This window comes from Nocardioides ginsengisegetis, from assembly GCF_014138045.1.
GTDB classification, from domain to species: domain Bacteria; phylum Actinomycetota; class Actinomycetes; order Propionibacteriales; family Nocardioidaceae; genus Nocardioides; species Nocardioides ginsengisegetis.
Genome location: NZ_JACGXA010000001.1, coordinates 3,215,750 through 3,237,795 on the forward strand (window position 1 = coordinate 3,215,750; position 22,046 = coordinate 3,237,795).

General features: G+C 72.5%; 26 protein-coding genes. 11 read left to right on the forward strand and 15 right to left on the reverse strand.

Going from position 1 to position 22,046, the window contains the following annotated elements:
- Positions 1-104 precede the first annotated feature (104 nt).
- A complete protein-coding gene (locus tag FB382_RS15505) occupies positions 105-527 on the forward strand; it encodes a hypothetical protein (RefSeq protein ID WP_182540594.1) in 423 nt (140 codons plus the stop codon).
- Here FB382_RS15505 and FB382_RS15510 read toward each other — a convergent pair.
- From FB382_RS15510 to hflX, 3 genes are all read right to left on the reverse strand, one after another.
- Positions 524-2,500 carry a helicase C-terminal domain-containing protein gene (locus FB382_RS15510; protein WP_182540596.1) on the reverse strand — a complete coding sequence of 659 codons (1,977 nt, stop codon included), beginning with the start codon at positions 2,498-2,500 and terminating at the stop codon, positions 524-526. The two genes, FB382_RS15505 and FB382_RS15510, sit on opposite strands and share 4 nt — an antisense overlap.
- A gap of 59 nt (positions 2,501-2,559) precedes the next feature.
- Positions 2,560-3,243 (reverse strand): SGNH/GDSL hydrolase family protein, encoded by a 684-nt coding sequence (locus tag FB382_RS15515; protein ID WP_182540598.1) that lies wholly within the window; start codon positions 3,241-3,243, stop codon positions 2,560-2,562.
- A gap of 95 nt (positions 3,244-3,338) precedes the next feature.
- Positions 3,339-4,826, reverse strand: coding sequence for a GTPase HflX (hflX, locus tag FB382_RS15520; protein WP_182540600.1), 1,488 nt, complete (start codon positions 4,824-4,826; stop codon positions 3,339-3,341).
- Between the two features lie 55 nt (positions 4,827-4,881).
- Here hflX and FB382_RS15525 point away from each other — a divergent pair, with 55 nt between their 5' ends.
- Complete coding sequence (locus tag FB382_RS15525) at positions 4,882-5,469, forward strand: nucleoside/nucleotide kinase family protein (protein ID WP_182540602.1); 588 nt, start codon at positions 4,882-4,884, stop codon at positions 5,467-5,469.
- Between the two features lie 58 nt (positions 5,470-5,527).
- Here FB382_RS15525 and FB382_RS15530 read toward each other — a convergent pair whose 3' ends face one another.
- Entirely contained in the window at positions 5,528-6,304 is a 777-nt protein-coding gene (locus tag FB382_RS15530) for an SDR family NAD(P)-dependent oxidoreductase (protein WP_182540605.1), read from the reverse strand.
- A 75-nt stretch (positions 6,305-6,379) separates the two neighbouring features.
- Between FB382_RS15530 and FB382_RS15535 the strand changes: the two genes are divergently transcribed.
- Positions 6,380-6,874, forward strand: a complete 495-nt coding sequence (locus tag FB382_RS15535) for a hypothetical protein (RefSeq protein WP_182540607.1) — start codon at positions 6,380-6,382, stop codon at positions 6,872-6,874.
- Here FB382_RS15535 and dapF read toward each other — a convergent pair.
- From dapF to miaA, 4 genes are all read right to left on the reverse strand, one after another.
- Positions 6,828-7,670, reverse strand: a complete 843-nt coding sequence (gene dapF, locus FB382_RS15540; protein WP_182540609.1) for a diaminopimelate epimerase — start codon at positions 7,668-7,670, stop codon at positions 6,828-6,830. The two genes, FB382_RS15535 and dapF, sit on opposite strands and share 47 nt — an antisense overlap.
- Entirely contained in the window at positions 7,667-8,302 is a 636-nt protein-coding gene (locus tag FB382_RS15545; RefSeq protein WP_343055627.1) for an MSMEG_1061 family FMN-dependent PPOX-type flavoprotein, read from the reverse strand. The genes dapF and FB382_RS15545 overlap by 4 nt, the downstream gene beginning before the upstream one ends.
- Positions 8,303-8,385: 83 nt before the next feature.
- Positions 8,386-10,236, reverse strand: a complete 1,851-nt coding sequence (ggt, locus tag FB382_RS15550) for a gamma-glutamyltransferase (protein WP_182540611.1) — start codon at positions 10,234-10,236, stop codon at positions 8,386-8,388.
- 74 nt (positions 10,237-10,310) lie between these two features.
- Entirely contained in the window at positions 10,311-11,243 is a 933-nt protein-coding gene (miaA, locus tag FB382_RS15555) for a tRNA (adenosine(37)-N6)-dimethylallyltransferase MiaA (protein ID WP_182540613.1), read from the reverse strand.
- Between the two features lie 61 nt (positions 11,244-11,304).
- On the opposite strand from miaA, the gene FB382_RS15560 reads away from it, so the two are divergent.
- The 6 genes from FB382_RS15560 to FB382_RS15585 are packed head-to-tail and all read left to right on the forward strand — an operon-like array spanning position 11,305 to position 12,960.
- On the forward strand, positions 11,305-11,505 hold the full coding sequence (locus FB382_RS15560) for an antitoxin (RefSeq protein WP_182540615.1): 201 nt from the start codon (positions 11,305-11,307) through the stop codon (positions 11,503-11,505).
- A gap of 7 nt (positions 11,506-11,512) precedes the next feature.
- A complete protein-coding gene (locus tag FB382_RS15565) occupies positions 11,513-11,764 on the forward strand; it encodes a hypothetical protein (RefSeq protein ID WP_182540617.1) in 252 nt (83 codons plus the stop codon).
- Between the two features lie 12 nt (positions 11,765-11,776).
- Positions 11,777-11,956 carry a hypothetical protein gene (locus FB382_RS15570; RefSeq protein ID WP_125038378.1) on the forward strand — a complete coding sequence of 60 codons (180 nt, stop codon included), beginning with the start codon at positions 11,777-11,779 and terminating at the stop codon, positions 11,954-11,956.
- Positions 11,957-12,000: 44 nt separating this feature from the next.
- Complete coding sequence (locus tag FB382_RS15575) at positions 12,001-12,417, forward strand: NUDIX hydrolase (protein ID WP_343055681.1); 417 nt, start codon at positions 12,001-12,003, stop codon at positions 12,415-12,417.
- Positions 12,418-12,440: 23 nt separating this feature from the next.
- On the forward strand, positions 12,441-12,698 hold the full coding sequence (locus tag FB382_RS15580) for a hypothetical protein (protein ID WP_182540619.1): 258 nt from the start codon (positions 12,441-12,443) through the stop codon (positions 12,696-12,698).
- A gap of 19 nt (positions 12,699-12,717) precedes the next feature.
- Positions 12,718-12,960, forward strand: a complete 243-nt coding sequence (locus FB382_RS15585) for a hypothetical protein (protein WP_182540621.1) — start codon at positions 12,718-12,720, stop codon at positions 12,958-12,960.
- Positions 12,961-12,969: 9 nt separating this feature from the next.
- On the opposite strand, the gene miaB is transcribed toward FB382_RS15585, so the two are convergent.
- On the reverse strand, positions 12,970-14,502 hold the full coding sequence (miaB, locus tag FB382_RS15590; protein ID WP_182540623.1) for a tRNA (N6-isopentenyl adenosine(37)-C2)-methylthiotransferase MiaB: 1,533 nt from the start codon (positions 14,500-14,502) through the stop codon (positions 12,970-12,972).
- Between the two features lie 82 nt (positions 14,503-14,584).
- On the opposite strand from miaB, the gene FB382_RS15595 reads away from it, so the two are divergent.
- On the forward strand, positions 14,585-16,120 hold the full coding sequence (locus tag FB382_RS15595) for a CehA/McbA family metallohydrolase (RefSeq protein WP_182540625.1): 1,536 nt from the start codon (positions 14,585-14,587) through the stop codon (positions 16,118-16,120).
- Here FB382_RS15595 and FB382_RS15600 read toward each other — a convergent pair.
- Genes FB382_RS15600 through FB382_RS15610 form a run of 3 tightly spaced genes read right to left on the reverse strand, consistent with a single transcriptional unit; the run spans position 16,110 to position 17,805 of the window.
- On the reverse strand, positions 16,110-16,580 hold the full coding sequence (locus FB382_RS15600) for a hotdog fold domain-containing protein (RefSeq protein WP_182540627.1): 471 nt from the start codon (positions 16,578-16,580) through the stop codon (positions 16,110-16,112). The genes FB382_RS15595 and FB382_RS15600 overlap by 11 nt on opposite strands.
- A 53-nt stretch (positions 16,581-16,633) precedes the next feature.
- Complete coding sequence (locus FB382_RS15605; RefSeq protein ID WP_182540629.1) at positions 16,634-17,020, reverse strand: VOC family protein; 387 nt, start codon at positions 17,018-17,020, stop codon at positions 16,634-16,636.
- Complete coding sequence (locus tag FB382_RS15610) at positions 17,017-17,805, reverse strand: trans-aconitate 2-methyltransferase (protein WP_182540631.1); 789 nt, start codon at positions 17,803-17,805, stop codon at positions 17,017-17,019. Before FB382_RS15610 ends, FB382_RS15605 begins: the two co-directional genes overlap by 4 nt.
- A gap of 96 nt (positions 17,806-17,901) precedes the next feature.
- On the opposite strand from FB382_RS15610, the gene FB382_RS15615 reads away from it, so the two are divergent.
- Entirely contained in the window at positions 17,902-18,387 is a 486-nt protein-coding gene (locus tag FB382_RS15615; protein WP_182540633.1) for a MarR family winged helix-turn-helix transcriptional regulator, read from the forward strand.
- Between the two features lie 49 nt (positions 18,388-18,436).
- Here FB382_RS15615 and FB382_RS15620 read toward each other — a convergent pair whose 3' ends face one another.
- From FB382_RS15620 to rsmA, 3 genes are read right to left on the reverse strand one after another with little or no spacing between them, the layout of a single operon-like run.
- Complete coding sequence (locus tag FB382_RS15620) at positions 18,437-20,254, reverse strand: ABC-F family ATP-binding cassette domain-containing protein (RefSeq protein ID WP_182540635.1); 1,818 nt, start codon at positions 20,252-20,254, stop codon at positions 18,437-18,439.
- Positions 20,254-21,168: a 4-(cytidine 5'-diphospho)-2-C-methyl-D-erythritol kinase gene (locus FB382_RS15625; protein WP_125038389.1), complete on the reverse strand. Its 915-nt coding sequence runs from the start codon at positions 21,166-21,168 to the stop codon at positions 20,254-20,256. Before FB382_RS15625 ends, FB382_RS15620 begins: the two co-directional genes overlap by 1 nt.
- Positions 21,165-22,031, reverse strand: a complete 867-nt coding sequence (gene rsmA / locus FB382_RS22300) for a 16S rRNA (adenine(1518)-N(6)/adenine(1519)-N(6))-dimethyltransferase RsmA (protein ID WP_125038390.1) — start codon at positions 22,029-22,031, stop codon at positions 21,165-21,167. The genes FB382_RS15625 and rsmA overlap by 4 nt, the downstream gene beginning before the upstream one ends.
- Positions 22,032-22,046: the final 15 nt, after the last annotated feature.

A 22,046-nucleotide genomic window follows, 5' to 3' on the forward strand; every position in this document is an offset into this window, starting at 1 on the left:
ACGACCCCGGTGGGCTTTTAGTCCCTGCCAGAAGGGGCACTCTCGGAGGTGACCCCATCGCGCCGCGCGGGCGGGTGGGGTTCATCCCCCACCGAGAGAAGACCATGAGCCTCAAAGCACACGCCTACAGCGACCCCCACCCAGCCCCTGGCGGCGACCCGGACAGCTCACCGGCGGCGGCCCGACTGCTGGAGATGACCGCCCGCGAGACCGACCAGTGGCGATCCGAGGCCAGGAGCGAGGCCGCCACGATCGTGGCGGGCGCCCGGGACGAGGCTGCCGAGCTCGTGCGAGCTGCGCGCGAGGAAGCCGAGGCCCTGGTGGCTTCGGCCCGCAAGGAAGCCGCGCAGACGCTGCGCGACGCCCGCGCCGAGGCATCCCGGGTGCAGAAGGAGACGACCGCGTCCCGTGAGCGCCACGAGGAGGTCATCGCGGACCTCCAGCAGGCGGCCACGGAGCACCGGGAGAAGCTGCGGGAGCACCTCACCGACATGCTCGACCGGGTCGACTCCGCCCCGGTGGACTAGTTTCCGGCGAGGCGGGTGAGCGCCTTGCGGACCACGGCCGGGTCGGTGGTGGTCCACATCGGCGGCAGGCTGGCCTTGAGGAAGCCGCCGTAGCGGGCGGTGGCCAGGCGCGGATCGAGGACGGCCACGACCCCGCGGTCGGTGGTGGTGCGGATCAGGCGACCGGCGCCCTGCGCCATCAGCAGGGCGGCGTGGGTGGCGGCGACCTGCATGAAGCCGTTGCCGCCGGCCTTGTCGGCCGCGCGCTGCCGGGCGCTCATCAGCGGGTCGTCGGGCCGAGGGAAGGGGATCCGGTCGATCAGCACCAGCTGGCAGGTGTCACCGGGGACGTCGAGGCCCTGCCAGAGGCTGAGCGTGCCGAAGAGGCAGGTGTGCGGGTCGGCAACGAACTGCTTGGCGAGCTCGGGGAGCTGGGCGTCGCCCTGGGCCAGCGTGGTCAGGTGGGGCAGCCGCTCGCGGACCGCCTCGGCCGCGGCCTCGGCAGCGCGACGGCTCGAGAACAGGCCGAGCGTGCGGCCGTCGGCGGCGTCGACGAGGTCGACGATCTCGTCGAGCTGGGCCTTGACGAGCCCGTCGCGGCCCGGCGGCGGCAGGTGACGGGCGACGTACAGGATCGCCTGCTGGCCGTAGTCGAAGGGTGAGCCCACGTCGAGCCCGCGCCACGGCAGTGCGTCGCCGCCCGAGGAGACCGCCCCGGACTCCACGACCCGCTCGGAGGGCTTGAGGCCCACGCTGGTGGCGACCGAGGAGAAGTCGCCGCCGAGCATCAGGGTGGCGCTGGTGAAGACCACGGTCTTGTCGCTGAGCAGCTTGTCGCGCATCTGGCCCCAGACCTGGAGCGGCGCCACGCACAGCCGCGGCGGGACCCGGTCGCCTCCCTCGGAGAGCCAGAGCACGTCGGCGTCGGAGCCCGCGGCCATCCGCTCGGCGTTGACGAAGACCTCCTGGACCAGGCCCTTGGCCTGGGTGCGGCCGGCGTCGACCTCGCTCTCGGAGGTCTCCTTGGGGAACGCCGAGAGGCAGGCCCGCGCCGCGTCGCGGACCAGCACGAGGGCGTCCTTGAGCTGCTCGGGGACGACCTCGAAGCGGCCCGGGCTGGCCGCGGAGATGGCGTCGGCGAGCGCGTCGCCCGCGTCGGCGAGGTCGTCGGCCTGGCCGCCGTCGACCCAGCGCTGGCTGCGGCGGGAGGCGCGGTCGACGTCGTTGCTGGCCAGCTCGTCGGTGGCCGCCTGGGTCACCCGTTGGACCAGCTCGTGGGCCTCGTCGATGACGACGGTGTCGTAGTCGGGGATCATCGGCACCCCTTCGATCGCGTCGATCGCGAGCAGGGAGTGGTTGGTGATGATCAGCTGCGAGCGCTGGGCCTGCTCGCGGGCGCGCTCGACGAAGCACTCCTGGCCGAAGGGGCACTTGGTGGCGCCGAGGCAGTCGCGGTGGCCGACGCTGACCTGCCGCCACTCGCGGTCGGTGTGGCGGGGCGCGGCATCCCGCTCGCCGGTGCCCTTGTCCGCGGCCTGCTTCTCCGCCCACGTCCGCAGCTCGAGGACCTTCTTGGCCATCGACCCCTCGGGTACGTCGACGAGGGTGCCCTGGTCGTCGGGCACGCCCTCGCGGATGCGGTGCAGGCAGGCGTAGTTGGAGCGGCCCTTGAGCACGGCGTAGCTGGTGTCGACGCCGTCGACCCCGCCGATCGCCTCGACCAGCCGCGGGATGTCGCGCTCGACGAGCTGGTGCTGGAGGGCGAGCGTCGCGGTGGCGACCACGACGCGCTTGTCGTGGAGCAGGCTCGGCACGAGGTAGCCGAGCGACTTGCCGGTGCCGGTGCCGGCCTGCACCAGCAGGTGGCGGCCGTCGGTCATCGAGTCGGCGACGGCCTCGGCCATCTCGACCTGGCCCGCGCGCTCCTGCCCCCCGAGGGCAGACACCGCCGTCGCGAGGAGGTCGCGGACGGGGCTGGTGGTCGCTTCGGGCACCCGAGAACCCTAGCCGCGACCGGGGACATCCCTGTGGTCGGCGTTCACAGGCCCCGGGCTCAGTCGGCCAGCTGCGTCGCGACGAAGTCGCCGAACGTCCGGTGACCGGTCGGCGTGAGGTGCAGCCGGTCGTCGAGGTAGGGCAGCCGGAGGCCCGAGGTGCGGACGTAGGGCACGTCGTAGTCGGCGCAGAGCTCGGCGAGCAGCGCGTCGACACGGGGTACGGCGGCCGCGCGCGACGGGGCCGCCACCGGCCCGACCACGACGACCCGATGTCCGTCCAGCTCCGCCATCAGCCGGGTGAAGCCGGCCGTGATCGAGGAGGCGGGCTGGTCGAAGTCGTTGAGGCCGCCCTCGACGACGACCAGGTCGGCGCCGCCGCGGAGCGCGGCCGGGGCCCGGTCGGCGAAGGAGACCCGGCCGCAGGGGCTGGCGTGCTCGGAGAAGCCTGAGCCGGAGAAGCCGGCGACGTGCACCTGGCCGGACAGCCGCGACGGCCACGACCCCACGATCGAGGAGAGGCCGAGGCCCGCGGAGTAGGAGTCGCCGATCACGACGACCCGCTCACCGGCGCCCGTGACGGCCTGCGCCCGGGCGACCGAGCCGGCGGCGTACCGCTCGCAGCGGGAGGCGTCGGCGCCCCGCGCCAACCCCGAGAGGTGGAACGACAGGGTCGCCACCACGAGCACCACGAACAGCCCACCGACAACCAGCCCGCGCCGCGTCGCGACGAGTGCACCCATCATTCCCCCAAGACCCACGCACCGATGTTCAGCGACAAGACGGTGGTCCGTCGGGGTAATGACGCAGATTTACCCAGCCCGTAGCGGTTTCGTGATCAGGCGCCCGAGACGGTGTACGCCGCGAGCTCACCGGCGAGGTCGTCGTTGGCCCGGCCGCGGACGATCGTGCCCTCGCCGGTGTGCTCGAGCGACTCGATCTCGCCGTGCTGGTGCAGCCGGTTGATCAGGTCGCCACGCTCGTAGGGCAGCAGCGCGTGGAACTCCACACCCGGCCGCGGCAGGTCGGCCTCGATGGCCTCGAGCGCCTCACGGATGCCCTCGCCGGTCTTGGCCGAGACCACCAGCGAGTGCGGCTCGCGCTGCCGCAGCCGCGCCAGCACCATCGGGTCGGCCGCGTCGGCCTTGTTGATGATGACCAGCTCGGGGACCTTGGTCGCGTCGATCTCGGCGAGCACCTCGCGCACCGCGGCCAGCTGGCCCTCGGGGTCGGGGTGGGAGCCGTCGACGACGTGCAGGATCAGGTCGGCGTCGGCGACCTCCTCCAGCGTCGAGCGGAACGCCTCGATGAGCTGGTGCGGCAGGTGCCGGACGAAGCCGACCGTGTCGCTCATGGTGTAGACCCGGCCGTCGGAGGTCGTCGTACGCCGCGTGGTGGGGTCCAGGGTCGCGAACAGGGAGTCCTCGACCAGCACCCCGGCGTTGGTGAGCCGGTTGAGCAGCGAGGACTTGCCGGCGTTGGTGTAGCCCGCGATCGCGACGGCGGGGATGTGGTTGCGGCGGCGCTCGGCGCGCTTGGTGTCGCGGGTGCCGCGCATCGCGGTCAGCTCGCGGCGGAGCTTGGCGATCTTGGTGTTGATCCGGCGCCGGTCGGTCTCGATCTTGGTCTCACCGGGACCACGGCCACCGATGCCGGCACCGCCGGCGACCCGACCACCGGCCTGCCGGGAGAGGTTGCCACCCCAGCCGCGCAGGCGCTGCTTCATGTAGTTGAGCTGGGCGAGCTCGACCTGGGCCTGACCCTCCCGCGACTTCGCGTGCTGGGCGAAGATGTCGAGGATCAGCGCGGTCCGGTCGACGACCTTGACCTTGAGCCGGTCCTCGAGGTTCCTCAGCTGGCTGGGCGCGAGCTCGCCGTCGCAGACGACGGTGTCGGCGCCGGTGGCCTGCACGATCTCGCGGATCCCGTCGACCTTGCCGCGGCCGACGTACGTCGCGGGGTCGGGGGTCTGGCGGCGCTGGTAGATCGCCTCGAGTACCTCCGAGCCGGCCGTCTCGGCGAGCAGCGCGAGCTCGGCCATGGAGTTCTCGGCGTCCTCGACGGACCCCTCGGTCCACACGCCGACGAGGACCACGCGCTCCAGGCGGAGCTGGCGGTACTCGACCTCGGTGATGTCCTCGAGCTCGGTGCGGAGGCTGGCGACACGGCGCAGGGCGTGGCGCTCGGCCAGCTCCATCGCGCCGACGGTGGGTTCGTCCTCCTCGGGATCCGGCTCGTCTGCGTATCCGGACTCGAACTCGTCGGAGTCCCAGTCGTCGGTCTCGTCGAGCTCGGCGTCGAGGTTGAAGTCAGATGCGTTCGTCATGTAGGGACCAGCGTAGGTCGCCGCGACACGCCGCGCGAACCCTTAACGTTCAGCCATGGCCCTGCCGCCCGTCCCCCGGGGCACCCGACTGCTCGGGATCACCGGCGCGCCGGGGGCCGGCAAGACCACGCTGGCCGCGGCGCTGGCTGTCTCGTCGGGCCTCCCGGTGGTGCCGATGGACGGCTTCCACTACGCCGACGTCGAGCTGGTCCGACGCGGGCTGCTGGACCGCAAGGGCGCCCCCGAGACCTTCGACGCGGAGGGGTACGCCGCGTTGCTGCGGCGCGTCCGCGCCGCCGAGCCGGCCGTCGTGGCGCCGATGTTCGAGCGCGACCTCGAGCAGCCGATCGCCGGGGCGATCCCGGTCCCTGCGACCGGGACCGTGGTGACCGAGGGCAACTACCTGCTGCTCGACGAGCCGCGGTGGCGGGCGGTCCGGGCGGAGATCGACGTCGTGTGGCACGTCGAGGTCGACGAGGCGGTGCGGCTCGAGCGGCTCGTCGCCCGGCACGTCGCGTTCGGCAAGTCCCCGGACGAGGCCCGGGCGTGGGTCCAGCGGGTCGACCAGGCCAACGCCGCGCTCGTGCAGGCCGCGCGCGACCGGGCCGACCTCGTCTTCGACCTCACCACCTGGACCCCCTGACCGGGTCGTGCTGCCCAGCGAGCGCTCGGGCGCACCCTGGGCAGCACGACCCGAGGGATCACTTCGGGGGCATCCGGATGCCGCCGTCGACGCGGACGACCTCGCCGTTCATGTAGGGGTTGGTCAGGCACTCGATGACCATGCTGGCCAGCTCGGCCGGCTGCCCGAGGCGCTTGGGGAAGAGCACGCTCTCGCCCAGCTTGGCCTTGAACGCCTCGGCGTCCGGGCCCTCGCCGTAGATCGGGGTGTCGATCAGGCCGGGCGCCACCGTGTTGAGGCGGATGCCGGAGGCCGACAGGTCGCGGGCGACCGGGAGGGTCATGCCGACGATGCCGCCCTTGGAGGAGGAGTACGCCGCCTGGCCGATCTGGCCGTCGAAGGCCGCGACGCTCGCGAGGTTGACGATCGCGCCGCGGCAGCCGTCGGCGTCGGGCTCGTTGCGGCTCATGGCGGTCGCGGCGATGCGGACCATGTCGAAGGTGCCGATCAGGTTGATCTCGATGACCTTCTTGTAGAGGTCCAGATCGTGCGCCGACCCGAACTGGCCGTCGCGGCCGATCGTGCGCGCGGCCCAGCCGACCCCGGCGGAGTTGACGACGGCCCGCAGCGGCGCGATCTCGGCGGCGGCGTTGACCGCGGCCTCGACCTGCTCGGTGCTGGTGACGTCGACCTGGGCGAACACGCCCCCGATCTCCTGGGCGAGGGCCTCGCCCTTCTCGGTCTGCACGTCGGCGACCACGACGACGGCGCCCAGGGCGGCGAGCTGGCGGGCGGCGGCGGCACCGATGCCCGACGCGGCGCCCGTGACGATGGCGGAAGAACCCTTGATGTCCATGCCCGGGAGCATAGGGAACGGCTGAGTAGGGCGACCCATGGCGGTCCGGGCAGCGGCTCGGGCACCCTGCGATGCATGGCCAGCGACGAGACCGCCCTCCACGACAGCACCCGCGACGGCACCCACGTCCTCACCCAGGTCGGCCTGGGGATCAGCATCGTCCTGACCACCCTGACCGGGGTGATCTGCTGGTGGGGCTACACGCAGTTCTACTTCGAGCCCGGGTCGGTGTCGAAGGCCGACTACCAGGGGGCGCTGACCACCGAGCTCGTCACCGCCGCGATCCTGCTGACCGGCCTCATCGCCGTCAGGCACTTCCGGGGCCAGCCCTGGCTCTACGTCCTCACGGGTTTCGGCATCGCCCTCCAGCTGGCCCTGGCCGCCGGCGAGATCGACGGTGCGACCGCGCCGCTCGACCCCGACGAGATCAACCCCGACACCTACTCGCTCGTGCTCTCGCTCCAGCCGCCGTTCCAGATCCCCACCAGCTGGCCGCTGCTGGCCCTGGTCCTGGCCGCGCTGATCAGAGTGCTGTGGTCCCGGACGCGACGACCACGGCCGGGCCGGTGAGCAGCACCCGGTCATCGGCGGTCCACGTGATCCGCAGCGTCCCGCCGGGCACGTCGACCCGGTAGGTCAGGTCCTCGGCCGGCGGGCCGCTCACCCCGTCGGCGAGCGCCGAGGCCACCATCACCGCGCAGGCGCCGGTGCCGCACGACCGGGTCTCGCCCGACCCGCGCTCGTGCACGCGCATCGCGACGTGCCGCTCCCCGGCCCGCACCACGAACTCGACGTTGACGCCCTCGGGGTAGGTCGAGGCGTCGTACGACGGCTCGTCGAGCAGCGGGCCGACCGGCCCGTGCGCGTCGAGCGAGTCGACGAACGCGACGGCGTGCGGGTTGCCCATGTCGACGTGGCGCGCCGGCCAGCGGGCCTCCCCCACCGACACGGCCGTCTCGCCGAGCACCTTCGGGCGGCCCATGTCGGCGGTGACCAGGTCGCCCTCGACCCGCAGCACCTTGATGCCGTCGCGGGTCGCGACCGGGATCGGGGCGGAGCCGTCGACCAGGCCCTCGTCGACGAGATGGCGGGCGAAGACCCGGATGCCGTTGCCGCACATCTCCGAGACCGACCCGTCGGAGTTGCGGTAGTCCATGAACCACTCCGCGTCCTGGCCGCGGCCGGCGTCGCCCATGGCCGCGGTGCGGATCACCCGCAGCACCCCGTCGCCGCCGATCCCCGCGCGGCGGTCGCACAGCGCGCGGACGCGGGCGGGGTCGAGGTCGCCGTGGACGGAGCCGTCGTGGTCGGGCAGCAGCACGAAGTCGTTCTCGGTGCCGTGGCCCTTGAGGAAGGGGTAGGTCATCGGTAGATCCCCTCGGCGTAGGACGGACCGTAGTAGGCGTCCAGCTCCTCCAGGCTCGTGTCGGGGCGGTCCAGCTCGTGGGCCAGGACCGCGCGCCGCGGCACGGTGCCATTCGGGTCCCAGGTCTCCGGGTCCCACAGGCCCGAGCGCAGGAAGGCCTTCTGGCAGTGGTGGAACACCTCGTCGATCTCGACCAGGAGCGCCAGGACCGGCCGGTGGCCCTGGACGACCATCTCGTCGAAGAACGGCGCGTCGGAGACCAGCCGCGCACGTCCGTTGATCCGCAGGGTGTCGCCGCGGCCCGGGATGAGGAAGTTCAGCCCGACGTGTGGGTTCGCCAGGACGTTGCGGTAGCCGTCGGCCCGCCGGTTGCCGGGCCGCTCGGCCAGCGCGATGGTCCGCGCGTCGATCACGTGCACGAGCTGACCGGCGGGGTCGCCCTTGGGCGAGGCGTCGCACTCGCCGGAGGCCGAGGCGGTCGCGACGACGCAGAACGGCGAGGCCGCCAGCCAGTCCCGGTCGCGGTCGACCAGGGCGGACCGCACCTTGCCGCGCACCGCCGCGGTCGGCTCACCGAGGAGGGCCGTGAGCTCGGCCTCGGTGGTGATCTCGGTCAGCGGTTCGGTGGTCACGGGAAGACGGTACGCCGTGTGGTGAAGGTCCCCGAGGCCACCGGGGGGGCAACCTGACACGTGGCCCCGGGGACATTTGGGGGTCAGTCCGCAGGGCGGACGACCTCCGCGTCGCCACCACCACGCCGCTGGGGCTCGGCCACGACGGTCACCACACCGTCCGGTCCGAACTCGATGGCGGTGGCGGCGCCGATCTCGGCCGCGCTGGTGAACGCGTCACCGGCGGGCTGGAGCTGGTGGCCGTAGGCCTCCAGGAGCGGGCCGTAGGCGTCGATGAACGCCGGCTCCGCGGTGACCTTGGCCGTGTTGCGCTGGGCGGCCCGCGGCGCCGCGATCGCCTCGGGCAGCGACATCCCACGGTCGATCCGGTTGAACAGCATCTGCAGGACCGTCGTGATGATCGTCGAGCCGCCGGGCGACCCGAGCGCGAGGAACGGCTTGCCGTCCTTGAGCACGATCGTGGGCGACATCGACGAGCGCGGTCGCTTGCCGGGCTCGATCCGGTTGGGGTCGTCGGCGGACCAGACGGTGGAGAAGTCGGTGAGCTCGTTGTTGAGCAGGAAGCCGCGACCCGGCACCACGATGCCCGAGCCGCCGGTCTGCTCGATCGTGAGCGTGTAGTCCACGACGTTGCCCCACCGGTCGGCGACGGTCAGGTTGGTGGTCGAGATGTTCTCGGTGTCGGTGTCGCGCTGGGCGGTCGCGGGCGAGCCGCCGCACTCCCCGTCGTACGACGTCACGTCGCCGGGTGCCGTCGGCTTGGCCATCGCGTGGTCGGGGTCGATCGCGCAGGCCCGCTCGGCGGCATAGGTGTCGCTGAGGAGGTCGGAGAGCGGGACGTCGACCGAGGCCGGATCGCCGACGTAGCGGCCGCGGTCGGCGAAGGCCAGGGCGCTCGCCTCGAGGTAGTGGTGCAGGGCGTCGCCGTCGCCCATGGCGCCCAGGTCGTAGCCCTCGAGGATGTTCAGCGCCTCGCCCACGGTGGAGCCGCCGCTCGAGGACGGGGCCATGCCGTAGACGTCGTAGCCGCGGTAGCCGACCTTCGTGGGCGCCTGGTCCCTGGCGCGGTAGCCGCCGAGGTCGGCGGTGGTCATCGATCCGGGCGGCACCGGCAGCGTCGTGTCGGCGGTCTTCGGCGGGTGCTGGACGGTGTCGGCGATCCTCGCGGCCAGCGGCCCGGAGTAGAAGGCCCGGGTGCCGCGGGCGCCGATCAGGTCGTAGGTGTCAGCGAGGTCGGGGTTGCGGAAGCGGGTGCCGACCGCGGGGGCGGCGCCACCGGGCAGGAAGAGCTTGCGCGTGGAGGTGAAGGCGTCGAACCGCTTCTGGTTGTCGACGGTCTGGTCGTGGAAGGTCTGGTCGACGACGAAGCCGTTGCGTGCCAGGTCGGACGCGGGAGCCAGGGCGGTCCTGAGCGAGTCGGTGCCCCAGCGGTCCAGCGCGCGCTGCCAGGTCGCGAGCGTGCCGGGCACGCCGACCGCGACGCCGCTGGTGACCAGCTCGGGCGTGAAGCGGTAGGGCTGGCCGGTCGCGGGGTCGATGAACGCGTCGTGGGTGATGCCGGCCGGCGCCGTCTCGCGGCCGTCGATCGTCTCGACGCGGCCGGTGCGGGCGTCGTAGTGGACGAAGTAGCCGCCACCGCCGATCCCGGCGCTGTAGGGCTCGGTGACGCCGAGGGCCGCCGCGGTCGCGACCGCGGCGTCGGTGGCGTTGCCACCCGCCTCGAGCACCGCCAGCCCGATCCGCGAGGCGTCCGCGTCGACGGACGTGACGGCACCGCCGTACCCGCGCTGGGTGGCGGTCTTGGGCGTCGGCGTCAGGCCCGGGGCTCCCGCGGTGGGGGTGGTCTCGGCCGAGGACCGGGGCGCCGTGAGGACGGCTCCACCGACCGAGGTGGCCAGGGCCAGGGCAGCGACAGCTGCGGTCGTACGGCGCATGCGTTCCTCCCGAGAACGGTGCTGCGGACGGTCTTCACCCTGCACGTCCGGGGCCCCGATGTCGAGGGATCTCTTTACTTTGTTTGGCGCCCCGGTACGGCGGCGAGCGCGTCCCTCACCCGGTCGGGTGAGGCGTGGTCGACCCAGACGATGCGCGGGTCCTTGCGGAACCACGAGTCCTGCCGACGGGCGAACCGGCGGGTGGCCACGACCGTCTGCTCGCGGGCCCGGTCGAGGGTCAGCTCGCCCGCGAGGTGGGCCATCACCTCGCGGTAGCCGATCGCGCGACTGGCCGTCCGGCCCTCCGCGAGGCCCTCGTCGAGCAGCCGCTCGACCTCGGCCACGAACCCGTCCTCGAACATCTGCGCCACCCGCTGCTCGATCCGCGCGTCGAGCGTGGGGCGGTCGATGTCGACGCCGAGCTGGAGGGTGCAGGGGTCGGCGTACTCGAGGGTGGGGAGGGAGGCCGAGTAGGGGCGCCCGGTGAGCCGGATGACTTCGAGCGCGCGCACCACGCGGCGGCCGTTGCCGGGGATGATCCGGTCGGCGGCCTCGGGGTCGAGCTCGCGGAGGCGCCGGTGGAGGGCGCCGCTGCCGACCTCCTCCAGCTCGGCCTCGAGCTCGGCGCGGACCGCCCCGTCGGTGCCGGGGAACTCGAAGCGGTCGAGGATGGCGCGGGTGTAGAGCGCGGAGCCGCCGACGAGGACGGGGACCGTGCCGTTGCCGCGCAATTGCTGGATTGCGGACCGCGCCCATCCCTGGAACTCCGCCACGGTGGCGGTGTCGCGAACGGTCAGGGTGTCGAGGAGGTGGTGCGGGATGCCGCGCCGCTCGGCGACGGGGAGCTTGGCGGTGCCGATGTCCATCCCACGGTAGACCTGCATCGCGTCGGTGTTGACGACCTCCCCGCCGAGCGCCTCCGCGAGGTCCAGCGAGAGGCCGGTCTTGCCGGAGGCCGTGGCCCCCACCACGGCGACCACGGGCACGCTGGGGGGCTCGGGCGGCATGTCGTTAGTGTGTCAAACAGCGGTCCCCCGTCCTCGGGGGCCACCGACGAAGGGAGCGACCATGGGATTCCTGGACGACGCGAAGGACAAGCTGACCGACGCCGTCGACAAGCACGGCGACAAGGTCGCCGACGGGATCGACAAGGCGGCCGAGCTCCTGGACGACAAGACCGGCGGCAAGCACGCCGACAAGATCGCCACCGGCGCGGTCAAGGCCAAGGACGCGCTCGACAAGCTCGACGGCAAGAACGACGACCTGTGAGGACGACATGAGCCAGAAGCAGAACCACGAGGACCTCGACGCCCCGACCCCGCCCGGCGGCCCCCAGCGCACCGACGCGCCCGGCGGAACCGAGACCCCCGGCCGGACGACGGTCGGCACGCCGTCGGCGCCCTCCTCGAGCGGTTCGGCGCCCGACGACGAGCTGCCCCCGCCCGTGGACCGCAAGCAGCAGACCGAAGAGCGACGGGACCTCCAGGAGGAGAACGCCGAGACCTCTCTGGACCAGCCCTCCCAGTAGTCAGGAGATGCGATGACCGACGGACCAGCCGAGGACGAGCTCGCCGAGGAGCTCGCGGCCGCCGACGAGCCGCAGGCCGAGGAGTACGAGCCCGACGCGGACGTGCACTCCGACGAGACCGGCACCGCCTACGACGTCACCGGCGAGGCGGAGACCACCCCGCACGACGACGAGCCGGAGGACGAGTCCTGAGCACGCACGACCGCTTCACCGTCGTCCCCGCCTCCTACGTCTTCCTGCTCCGCGACGGCGTCGCCGGCCCGGAGGTGCTGCTGCAGCTGCGCCAGAACACCGGCTACATGGACGACCACTGGGCCGCGGCCGCGGCCGGTCACGTGGAGGCCGGCGAGACGGCGTACGACGCCGCGCACCGCGAGGCGAGCGAGGAGATCGCGGTCAAGGACCTCGACCTGGCGTTCGTGACCGCCATGCAGCGCACCCGGCACGCCGACGCCATCGACGAGCGGATCGACTTCTTCTTCACCGCGCGCACCTGGACCGGTGAGCCACGGATCGTGGAGCCGGACAAGTGCGCCGAGCTCCGCTGGTGTCCCCTGGACGCCCTGCCCGACCCCGTCGTCCCCCACGAGCTGCAGGTGCTGAGTGCGCTGCGGGACGGGACGACGACGCCCTACTCGACGTACGGATTCTGAGTGAGTCCAAGGAGGAGCAGCAGATGACCGACCTCGGCCCCAAGCCCGAGCCCCAGATCGAGCCCGGCGAGCCCAACCCGGGCGGTGTCGACGCCATCGACGGCGGCGACCACCACGACCTCAAGCCGGAGATCCCCAACCTGCCGACGGAGAAGAACCCCGCCGTCGACGACGTGGCCACCGAGGACGTCAAGGACCAGATGAAGGACAGCGAGGACACCTCGACCCGGGCGACCGAGGACGGCGAGGACGTCCCGCCCGAGGACGAGTCGCCGGCCTGAGATCGGGTACGGGACGTCCATGAGCGACCCGAAGCAGGTGGACGAGACCGAGCGCCCCGAAGGCATGGGCGTCAGCAGCGAGCGCCTCGGCCACACCGGCCCCGGTCAGTACGACACGTCGGGCCTCCGTGACACCCGGGCCAAGGACCCCCGCGTCGAGGAGCCCGAGGGGCCGCCCGAGCAGAGCCCCGGAAACCCCGAGGACAACCCCGAGGGGCTGGCGCCGAAGGCGGGCTACCCCTCGGTCGACCCGCGGTCGTGACGGTGCTGGTCAGCGACAGGCGGGGGCGTCCGGCAGCGGAGCGGGTACGCCGATCGCCGGCATGCCGAGCGTGACGCCGGTCGTCGAACCGCCGGTGGTCGAGCTTGCCGAGACCCGCCGCTCCCAGGCGTCGCCGGAGCGGGTCCGGCGGACCGCCTGGACCGGCCCGTCGGCGACGAGGTGGTGCGGCGCGGCGTAGGTGATCGTCACGGTGACCATGTCGCCGGGACGAACGCCCACGGCGGTCGAGCCTGCCGAGACCTCGACGGCGGAGAAGTCCGCCTCGAAGTGCACGAGCCGGTTGTCCGGGCCGCGGCCCGACAGCCGGTGGGTGGCGGCGTCCTTGCGGCCCTCGCCCTCGGAGACCATCAGCTCGACCTGGCGGCCGACGAGCTTCTTCCCCTCGTCCCACGCGATCTCGTTGACGACCTCGACGAGCCGCTCGTAGCGGTCCTTCACCACGTCCGGCGTGATCTGGTCCGGGAGCGTGGCGGCCGGGGTGCCGGGCCGCTTGGAGTACTGGAACGTGAACGCCCCCGCGAACCGGGCCGCCCGCACGACGTCCAGCGTCGCGAGGAAGTCGTCCTCGGTCTCGCCGGGGAAGCCGACGATGATGTCGGTGGTGATCGCGGCCTCGGGCATCGCGGCCCGGACGCGCTCGATGATGCCGAGGAACTTGCTCTGCCGGTAGGACCGGCGCATGTCCTTGAGGACCTTGTCCGAGCCGGACTGCAGCGGCATGTGCAGCTGCGGCATCACGTTGGGGGTCTCGGCCATCGCCTCGATGACGTCATCGGTGAACTCCGCCGGGTGCGGGGAGGTGAAGCGGACCCGCTCGAGACCCTCGATCTCGCCGCACGCGCGCAGCAGCTTGGAGAAGGCCTGCCGGTCGCCGAACTCCACGCCGTAGGCGTTGACGTTCTGGCCCAGCAGGGTGATCTCCGAGACGCCCTCGGCGACCAGTGCCTCGATCTCGGCCAGGATCTCGCCGGGGCGGCGGTCCTTCTCCTTGCCGCGCAGGCTCGGCACGATGCAGAACGTGCAGGTGTTGTTGCAGCCCACCGAGATCGACACCCAGGCCGCGTAGGCCGAGTCGCGCTTGGTCGGCAGCGTCGACGGGAAGACCTCCAGCGACTCGAGGATCTCGACCTGCGCCTCCTCCTGCACGCGCGCCCGCTCGAGGAGCACCGGCAGCGAGCCGATGTTGTGGGTGCCGAACACGACGTCGACGTACGGCGCCTTCTGCGTGATCGTCGAGCGGTCCTTCTGCGCCAGGCAGCCGCCGACGGCGATCTGCATGCCCGGGTTGGCGGCCTTGACCGGCGCGAGGTGCGACAGGTTGCCGTAGAGCTTGTTGTCGGCGTTCTCGCGGACCGCGCAGGTGTTGAACACGACCACGTCGGCCTGCTGGTCGGCCGCCGCCGCGACGTACCCCGCGTCCTCCAGCAGCCCGGTCAGGCGCTCGGAGTCGTGGACGTTCATCTGGCACCCGTAGGTCTTGACCTCGTAGGTGCGGGGGGCGGTGTCGGGCGTCGCAGTCATAACCGGTCAAGGGTACGGCGGTGCACGAGGGTGGCGGGAATCGCGCACGGTCCGCACCCCGGGAGGGCATATTGGCCCCACCATGTGCGACCACCACTGTTCCTCCCCGGGCCACGGCCCCCACCTCGACCGCCGCGCCCTGCTCACCACCGGCGCGGGCGTCGTCACCACCGCGGCCCTGCTGGACTTCGAGCCGGCGAGCGCGGGCACGACGAAGACCAAGGTCTTCCGCGGCGAGTTCACCGACGCCAACACCCCGGACTGGCACTACCTGCCGTTCTCGGTGCCGGCTGGGGTCAACGCGATCGAGGTCTCCTACACGTTCTCCCCCACCGACACCGGTGTGGGCTTCAGCTACAACGTGGTCGACATCGGCATCTTCGACCCGTCCGGGCACGACCTGGGCGACGGCGCGGGCTTCCGCGGATGGTCGGGCGGCGCGCGGCGGAAGTTCTGGATCAGCCGGTCCGGCGCGACCCCCGGCTACGTGCCCGGTCCGATCTCGGTCGGGGTCTGGAACATCCTGCTCGGCCCCTACACGATCATCCCGCCGGGGACGCCGTACGAGGTCCGCGTGACGCTGCACTTCGGGCCGCAGGGCCCGGCGTTCGTGCCGCACCCGCCGCCGCGGCGGGTGAAGGGCACCGGACCCGGCTGGTACCGCGGCGACCTGCACCTCCACACGATCCACTCCGACGGCAAGCGCACGCTGCCCGAGATGATCACCGCCGCCCGCAAGGCAGGCCTGGACTTCATCAACTCCAGCGAGCACAACACGATCTCCGCGCACCTGGCGTGGGGGAAGTACGTCCCCGACGACTTCCTCGTCATGACCGGCGAGGAGGTCACCACCCGCAACGGGCACTGGCTGGCCGTCGGGCTGCCGGCCGGGTCGTGGATCGATTGGCGCTACCGGGCCGCGGACGGCGAGTTCCCGACGTACGCCGCGCGCGTGCGCGAGCTGGGCGGCCTCGCGATCGTCGCGCACCCCTTCAACCCCGTGCCGAGCATCAAGTGGGACTTCGGGCTCGACTTCGCCGACCTGGACGCGATCGAGGTCTGGAACGGCCCGTGGACCGGCGACGACCAGACCTGCGTCGAGCACTGGCACGACCTGCTCGTGTCCGGTCGCTACCTGCCGGTCGTCGGCAACTCCGACTCGCACACGCCCGAGCAGACCGTCGGGCTGTCGCAGACCGTCGTGCGGGCCTCGTCGCTGTCGAGCGGCGCGATCATCACCGCGCTGCGCGGCGGGCACGCCTGGATCGCGGAGTCCTCGAAGGTGCACCTGACGTTCACCGCCAGCCTCGGCGACCGGGTCGCGGAGTGCGGCGACGCGGTGGGGGCGACGGCGACGGACGTGGTCGACGTACGTCTGGTGGTCAAGGGTGCGCCCGGCGCGCTGGCGCAGGTCCGCGGGCCCGAGGGCGTGCTGGCCGGCGGGGTCGCCGACTCCGCGGGCCGCGCCGTCGTGACGGTTCAGGTGCCGGGGGCGACACCGTTCGTCCGGGCGGAGGTGCGCCGCCCCGACGACGTCGTGGTCAGCCCGGTCGACGACTTCCCGGGCGCGCCGATGGTGGCGCTGACCAACCCGGTGTTCGTGGCGGCTACTTCTTAGGGGCCTTGGGGGTGACCCAGAGCTTGATGACGCCCTCGATCACGACCTCGCCGTCGTCGCGGACGCCCTTCACCCGCACCGGCAGGTCGGGGTTGTCCGAGGTCCACTGCTCGGGGTCGGTCTCGGCGATGCAGGTGATGTCGCTGGTCGCCTTGGCGGTGTAGCTGATGTCCATGCCCTTGGGGATCCAGCGCTTGTCGGCCGGGATCGTCACCTCGGCCAGCGCACCCATCGCGGCCTCGAGGCCGTTGCACAGCGCGATCGCGTGCACGGTCTTGATGTGGTTGTGCACGGCCCGGCGCTTGGGGATGACCAGCTCGGCGTAGTTGGGCCGGATCTCCTGGAAGCGGGGGTGGATGGTGGCGAAGTACGGCGCCTTCTGCGAGAACAGCAGCGAGAAGATGCGCTTGCCCTGGGGCAGTGCGGTGGTCTTGTTCCACAACGTGAGGACCTGGCTCATGGGCCGCATGCTACCGGCCGGTAACCTCTGCGCGCTGTGACACCACTCACCGATCATCGCCCGCGTGGCGTGAGCACCTCGACCCGGTTGCCGTGGCCGTCGAAGACGTGGAAGCGCTCGTGGCCGGGGAAGGAGTCGCGCTGGCTCAGGTCGGGCGCGAACCCGAGGGCGGCCAGCCGCGCCAGCACCGCGTCGTACTGCCCACGGTCGAGGACGAATGCCGGGTGCGCCTTGCGGGCGGGGGCGAACGGGTCCTCGACGCCGACGTGGACCTCGGCGGTGACAGCCTCGCCGTCGAAGGCGCGGAACCACGCGCCACCGCGCCGCGCGAGCTCAGTCGGCTTGTCGACCTCGGTCATGCCGAGGCCCTCGCCGTAGAAGCGGCGCGCGTCGTCCTCGCCGCCGGGCGGGCAGGCGACCTGGACGTGGTGGAGCCTCATCGCTCGGTGGTCGAGCTTGTCGAGACCCGCGCGACGACGAAGATGCGGCGGAACGGCAGCACGACGCCGTGCTCGCGGGGCGGGTAGGCCTCCCGCAACCGCCTCTTGAACTCCGCCTCGAAGCCGGGGCGCAGGTCGTCGGGCAGCGCCTGCAGGGTCGGCCGGGCGCCAGTGCCGGAGACCCAGGTGAAGACCGGGTCCTCGCCGGTCAGGACGTGGAGGTACGTCGTCTCCCACGCGTCGACCTCGCAGCCGAGCGCGGTCAGCGCCTCGAGGTAGACCACGGGGTCACGGCTGTCGGGGACGGCGACGCCGGCGGTGTGGGCGGCGTAGGGCGGCTCCGCGGCCAGGTCACGCCGGATGGTGTGGCTCGGCTCGTCGAAGTTGCCGGGCACCTGGACGGCGAACCAGCCGCCGGGACGCACCCGCGCGACCAGCCGGGGCAGCAGGTCGAGGTGGTCGGGCAGCCACTGGAGGGTGGCGTTGGAGACGAGCACGTCGACGGGGGTGCCCGGGGCCCATTCCCTCAGGTCGCCGACGGAGAAGTCGACCCGGTCGTCGGCCTGCCGCGCCGCGGCGATCATCTCGGGGCTGGAGTCGAGGCCGCTGACGGCCGCGCCGGGCCACCTGTCGGCGAGGAGCGAGGTGAGGTTGCCCGGGCCGCAGCCCAGGTCGACGACCGTGGCCGGAGCCTCTGCGCCGATCCTGACGACCAGGTCGACGAACGGTCGGCCGCGCTCGTCGGCGTAGGTGAGGTAGCGGTCCGGGTCCCAGGTGTGCGTCATCGCGGCCTCATTTCTCTTGACGTCAAGACACTTCCCATCGTGGATCCCCAAGTGTCTCGATGTCAAGATTCTCGACCTACCCGCTACGATGCGGGCATGAGGGACGAGGTCGACGAGCTGGTCGAGGCATGGACGCGTGAGCGGTCCGACCTGGACCTGGCGCCCGTGGCGGTCTTCAGCCGCATCTCCCGGCTGGCCCGCCACCTCGACCTGGCCCGTCGGGCCGCGTTCACCCAGCACGGCATCGAGTCGTGGGAGTTCGACGTGCTGGCGGCACTGCGCCGCGCGGGAGTGCCGTACGAGCTCTCGCCGGGGCGCCTCCTGCGCGAGACCCTCGTGACCAGCGGGACCATGACCAACCGCGTCGACCGGCTCGCCGCCCGCGGGTTCGTCGAGCGCTACCCAGACCCGGAGGACCGCCGCGGCGTGATCGTCCGGCTCACCGCCGAGGGCAAGACCGCCGTCGACGGGGCGTTCGAGGCGCTGCTCGAGGCCGAGAAGACGTTCCTGGCCGGGCTCCCCACCAAGGACCGCACCAAGCTGGCCGCCCTGCTGCGCACCCTCCTGGCCCCCTTCAGCTGAGAGGGCACTTGGGGGCACTCTCACCTCGACGAGAGGGCGATCCGAGGCACTACTCGAGTGCCTCGGCGGCCTCCAGCCACTCCAGCTCGAGCTCCTCGCGCTCGGCGGTGACCTCGTTGAGCTCGGCGCTCAGCGCAGCGAGCTTCTCGTAGTCCTGGGCGTGCTCGGCGATCTGGGCGTTCAGCTCGGTCTCGCGGGCGGAGAGCTTCTCCATCATCTTGTCGAGGCGGGCGAGGTTCTTGCGCGCCGCGCGCTCCTCGGCCGAGCCGGCCTTCACCCCGGGGGCGGCGGGCTGGGACTGCCCCGAAGTGCCCGCTCGGTCCTCTGGGAGTGCCCCCAACTGCCCGCTCGGCGTGCTGGGAGTGCCCCCCAGTGCCCCCTCGGCGCGGCGCTCGAGGTACTCGTCGACGCCGCGGGGCAGCATCGAGATCTGTCCGTCGCCCAGGAGCGCCCAGATCGAGTCGGTGACCCGCTCCAGGAAGTAGCGGTCGTGGGAGACGACGACGAGGGTGCCGGGCCAGCCGTCGAGGAAGTCCTCGAGGACGTTGAGGGTGTCGATGTCGAGGTCGTTGGTGGGCTCGTCGAGGAGCAGCACGTTGGGCTCGGTCAGCAGCAGCCGCAGCAGCTGGAAGCGGCGGCGCTCGCCACCGGACAGGTCACCGATCCGGGCGGTGAGCCGGTCGCCGGTGAACCCGAAGCGCTCCAGCATCGAGGTGGCGGTCAGCTCGGAGCCGTCGAGGGTCTTGGTGACCCGGCGGATCGACTCGACCGTCGGCAGCACCCGGCCCTCGGGGTCGAGGTCGTCCAGCGCCTGGGTGAGGTGCTGCATCGCGACGGTCCGGCCCTGCTTCACGCGCCCGGCGGACGGCGCCAGCTCACCCGAGATCAGCGACAGCACGGAGGTCTTGCCGGCGCCGTTGACGCCGACGATCCCGACCCGGTCGCCCGGGCCGAGCCGCCAGGTCGCGTGCGACAGCAGCTTCTTCTCGCCGCGGGCCAGGTCGACGTCCTCGACGTCGATGACGTCCTTGCCGAGCCGCTGGGTCGCGAACTTCTGCAGCTCCAGCCGGTCGCGCGGCGGCGGCACGTCCTCGATCAGCGCGTTGGCGGCGTCGATGCGGAACTTCGGCTTCGACGTACGGGCCGGCGCGCCGCGGCGCAGCCAGGCCAGCTCCTTGCGGGCGAGGTTCTGGCGACGGGTCTCCGACGCGGAGGCCTGGCGCTGGCGCTCCGCCTTCGCCAGGACGTACGCCGCGTAGCCACCCTCGTAGGCGTCCACGACGCCGTCGTGGACCTCCCACGTCGACTGGCAGACCTCGTCGAGGAACCAGCGGTCGTGGGTGACGACCACCATCGCCGAGGTGCGCTGGGCCATGTGGGCGGCCAGCCACGCGACGGCCTCGACGTCGAGGTGGTTGGTGGGCTCGTCCAGGACGATCAGGTCGTGGTCGCCGAGCAGCAGGGCGGCCAGCGAGCAGCGGCGGCGCTCGCCACCGGAGAGGCCGAGCACGGCCCGGTCGAGCGAGACGCCCGCGAGCAGCACCTCGACGATCTCGCGGCTGCGCGGGTCCGCGGCCCACTCGTGGTCGGACATGCCGCCGAGCACGGCCTCGCGGACCGAGTGGGTGTCGACGAGCTCGTCGCCCTGGTGGAGGTAGCCGACGAGGAGGCCGCGCGTGCGCGAGACCCGGCCGGTGTCGGGCTCCTCGAGCCCGGTCATGATCTCGAGCAGCGTGGTCTTGCCGTCGCCGTTGCGGCCGACGATGCCGATCCGCTCCCCCACCGCGATGCCGAGGGAGACCTCGGTGAGCAGCGGGCGGACGCCGTAGGACTTGGAGACGCGCTCGAGGTTGAGGAGGTTGGCCATCAGCGCGGGTCACCCGAGGTGTCGTAGTGGACGACGTGCGCGCCGGCGACCGGGCCGTTGGCCACGAGCACCACGCTCTCGTCGAGGGAGCCGGCCACCGCGCGCGCGTGGTCGCCGGACTCGCAGAGGAAGACGACCGTCGGGCCCGAGCCCGAGACCAGGCCGCGGATCGCGCCGGCGGCCTCGCCGCGCTCGATCAGCGCCTCGAGGTCGGGGCGCAGGTCGCACGCGGCGGCCTGGAGGTCGTTGTGGAGCAGCGCGCCGAGCTGGTGCGGGTCGCGCGAGGCCAGGGCCGCGAGCAGGCCGTCGGCGGCGGGCGGCTCGGCCGGGGCGTCGGGGAACAGCTCGTCGAAGTGGCGGTAGACCTCGGGCGTCGAGAGCCCCTCGGCCGACGGCACCACGACCCACCACCACGTGCCGGTGTCGACGACCGGCGTGACGAGCTCGCCGCGCCCGACACCGAGGGCGGTGCCCCCGAACAGCGCAAAAGGTACGTCGCTCCCGAGCTGCGCGGCCAGGCCGAGCAGGTCGTCGTCGGACGTCTCGGCGTCCCACAACCGGTCGAGGGCGACGAGCGCCGCGGCCGCATCGGCCGAGCCACCGGCCATCCCACCCGCGACCGGGATCGCCTTGGTGACCAGCACGTCGCCGGTCCGCTCGATCCCGTGGTGGGCCGCGAGCAGGTCGGCCGCGTGGTCGACGATGTTGTCGCCGTCGGTCGGCACGCTGCCGGGCTCGATGTGGTCGGCGACGGTGATGCCGAAGCGCCAGTCGGGTGCCTCGGCGGCGGTGAGGTCGTCGTACAGCCCGACGGCCTGGTAGACGGTCACCAGCGGGTGGAAGCCGTCCTCGCGCGGCGCACCGACGCCGAGGTGGAGGTTGATCTTCGCGGGGACCCGGACGGTCGTCGTCACGGCAGCATCAGTCCTTCGGCGATCTTCACGAACGCCTCGACGGGCAGCGCCTCGCCGCGGGTCATCGGGTCGACGCCGGCGTGCTCGAGGGCCGCGGTCGCGGCCTCGGCGGACCCGGCGAGCTCCCGGAGCGCGCCGCGCAGCGCCTTGCGCCGGTGGGCGAAGGCGGCGTCGACGACGGCGAAGACCTGCTGGCGGGTGGCGGTGGTGGCGGGCGGCTCGCGCCGGGTCCAGGCGACCAGCCCGGAGTCGACGTTGGGGGCCGGCCAGAAGACGTTGCGGCCGATCGAGCCGGCCCGCTTCACGTCGGCGAACCAGGCGGCCTTGACCGACGGGACGCCGTACACCTTGGAGCCGGGCTTGGCAGCGAGCCGGTCGGCGACCTCGGCCTGCACCATGACCAGCCCCTTCTCCAGCGACGGGAGCAGGGTCAGCATGTGCAGCAGCACCGGCACCGAGACGTTGTAGGGCAGGTTGGCGACCAGCGCGGTCGGGGGTGGCCCGGGGACCTCCTCGATGCGCATGGCATCGGCGAGGACGACCTCGAAGGCGTCGGCCTGGCCGGGGGCGTACTCCGCGATCGTGGCCGGGAGCCGCTCGGCGAGCTTGGGGTCGACCTCGATCGCGACCACGCGTCCGGCGACCTCCAGCAGGGCCAGGGTCAGCGACCCGAGGCCGGGACCGATCTCCACGACGACGTCGGCGGGCGTCACGTGGGACTCCCGGACGATCCGGCGGACCGTGTTGGCGTCGATGACGAAGTTCTGGCCGCGCTGCTTGGTGGGACGCAGGTCGAGCTCGGCGGCGAGCTGACGCACGTCCGCCGGCCCGAGGAGTCTCGGGCCGGCGGAGGTGTCAGACATGGCGCCCAGCGTAGG

Excerpts from the sequence above, each read along its gene's own strand:
- FB382_RS15530 (WP_182540605.1), bottom strand. The coding sequence starts at position 6,304 with ATGGACATCAAGGGTTCTTCCGCCATCGTCACGGGCGCCGCGTCGGGC.
- FB382_RS15580 (WP_182540619.1), top strand. The coding sequence starts at position 12,441 with ATGACCGACCTCGGCCCCAAGCCCGAGCCCCAGATCGAGCCCGGCGAG.
- FB382_RS15585 (WP_182540621.1), top strand. The coding sequence starts at position 12,718 with ATGAGCGACCCGAAGCAGGTGGACGAGACCGAGCGCCCCGAAGGCATG.
- ggt (WP_182540611.1), bottom strand. The coding sequence starts at position 10,236 with ATGCGCCGTACGACCGCAGCTGTCGCTGCCCTGGCCCTGGCCACCTCG.
- FB382_RS15505 (WP_182540594.1), top strand. The coding sequence starts at position 105 with ATGAGCCTCAAAGCACACGCCTACAGCGACCCCCACCCAGCCCCTGGC.
- FB382_RS15620 (WP_182540635.1), bottom strand. The coding sequence starts at position 20,254 with ATGGCCAACCTCCTCAACCTCGAGCGCGTCTCCAAGTCCTACGGCGTC.
- FB382_RS15615 (WP_182540633.1), top strand. The coding sequence starts at position 17,902 with ATGAGGGACGAGGTCGACGAGCTGGTCGAGGCATGGACGCGTGAGCGG.
- FB382_RS15610 (WP_182540631.1), bottom strand. The coding sequence starts at position 17,805 with ATGACGCACACCTGGGACCCGGACCGCTACCTCACCTACGCCGACGAG.
- FB382_RS15560 (WP_182540615.1), top strand. The coding sequence starts at position 11,305 with ATGGGATTCCTGGACGACGCGAAGGACAAGCTGACCGACGCCGTCGAC.
- miaB (WP_182540623.1), bottom strand. The coding sequence starts at position 14,502 with ATGACTGCGACGCCCGACACCGCCCCCCGCACCTACGAGGTCAAGACC.
- hflX (WP_182540600.1), bottom strand. The coding sequence starts at position 4,826 with ATGACGAACGCATCTGACTTCAACCTCGACGCCGAGCTCGACGAGACC.
- miaA (WP_182540613.1), bottom strand. The coding sequence starts at position 11,243 with ATGCCGCCCGAGCCCCCCAGCGTGCCCGTGGTCGCCGTGGTGGGGGCC.
- rsmA (WP_125038390.1), bottom strand. The coding sequence starts at position 22,031 with ATGTCTGACACCTCCGCCGGCCCGAGACTCCTCGGGCCGGCGGACGTG.
- FB382_RS15595 (WP_182540625.1), top strand. The coding sequence starts at position 14,585 with ATGTGCGACCACCACTGTTCCTCCCCGGGCCACGGCCCCCACCTCGAC.
- FB382_RS15565 (WP_182540617.1), top strand. The coding sequence starts at position 11,513 with ATGAGCCAGAAGCAGAACCACGAGGACCTCGACGCCCCGACCCCGCCC.
- FB382_RS15600 (WP_182540627.1), bottom strand. The coding sequence starts at position 16,580 with ATGAGCCAGGTCCTCACGTTGTGGAACAAGACCACCGCACTGCCCCAG.
- dapF (WP_182540609.1), bottom strand. The coding sequence starts at position 7,670 with ATGACCTACCCCTTCCTCAAGGGCCACGGCACCGAGAACGACTTCGTG.
- FB382_RS15570 (WP_125038378.1), top strand. The coding sequence starts at position 11,777 with ATGACCGACGGACCAGCCGAGGACGAGCTCGCCGAGGAGCTCGCGGCC.
- FB382_RS15525 (WP_182540602.1), top strand. The coding sequence starts at position 4,882 with ATGGCCCTGCCGCCCGTCCCCCGGGGCACCCGACTGCTCGGGATCACC.
- FB382_RS15605 (WP_182540629.1), bottom strand. The coding sequence starts at position 17,020 with ATGAGGCTCCACCACGTCCAGGTCGCCTGCCCGCCCGGCGGCGAGGAC.
- FB382_RS15535 (WP_182540607.1), top strand. The coding sequence starts at position 6,380 with ATGGCCAGCGACGAGACCGCCCTCCACGACAGCACCCGCGACGGCACC.
- FB382_RS15515 (WP_182540598.1), bottom strand. The coding sequence starts at position 3,243 with ATGGGTGCACTCGTCGCGACGCGGCGCGGGCTGGTTGTCGGTGGGCTG.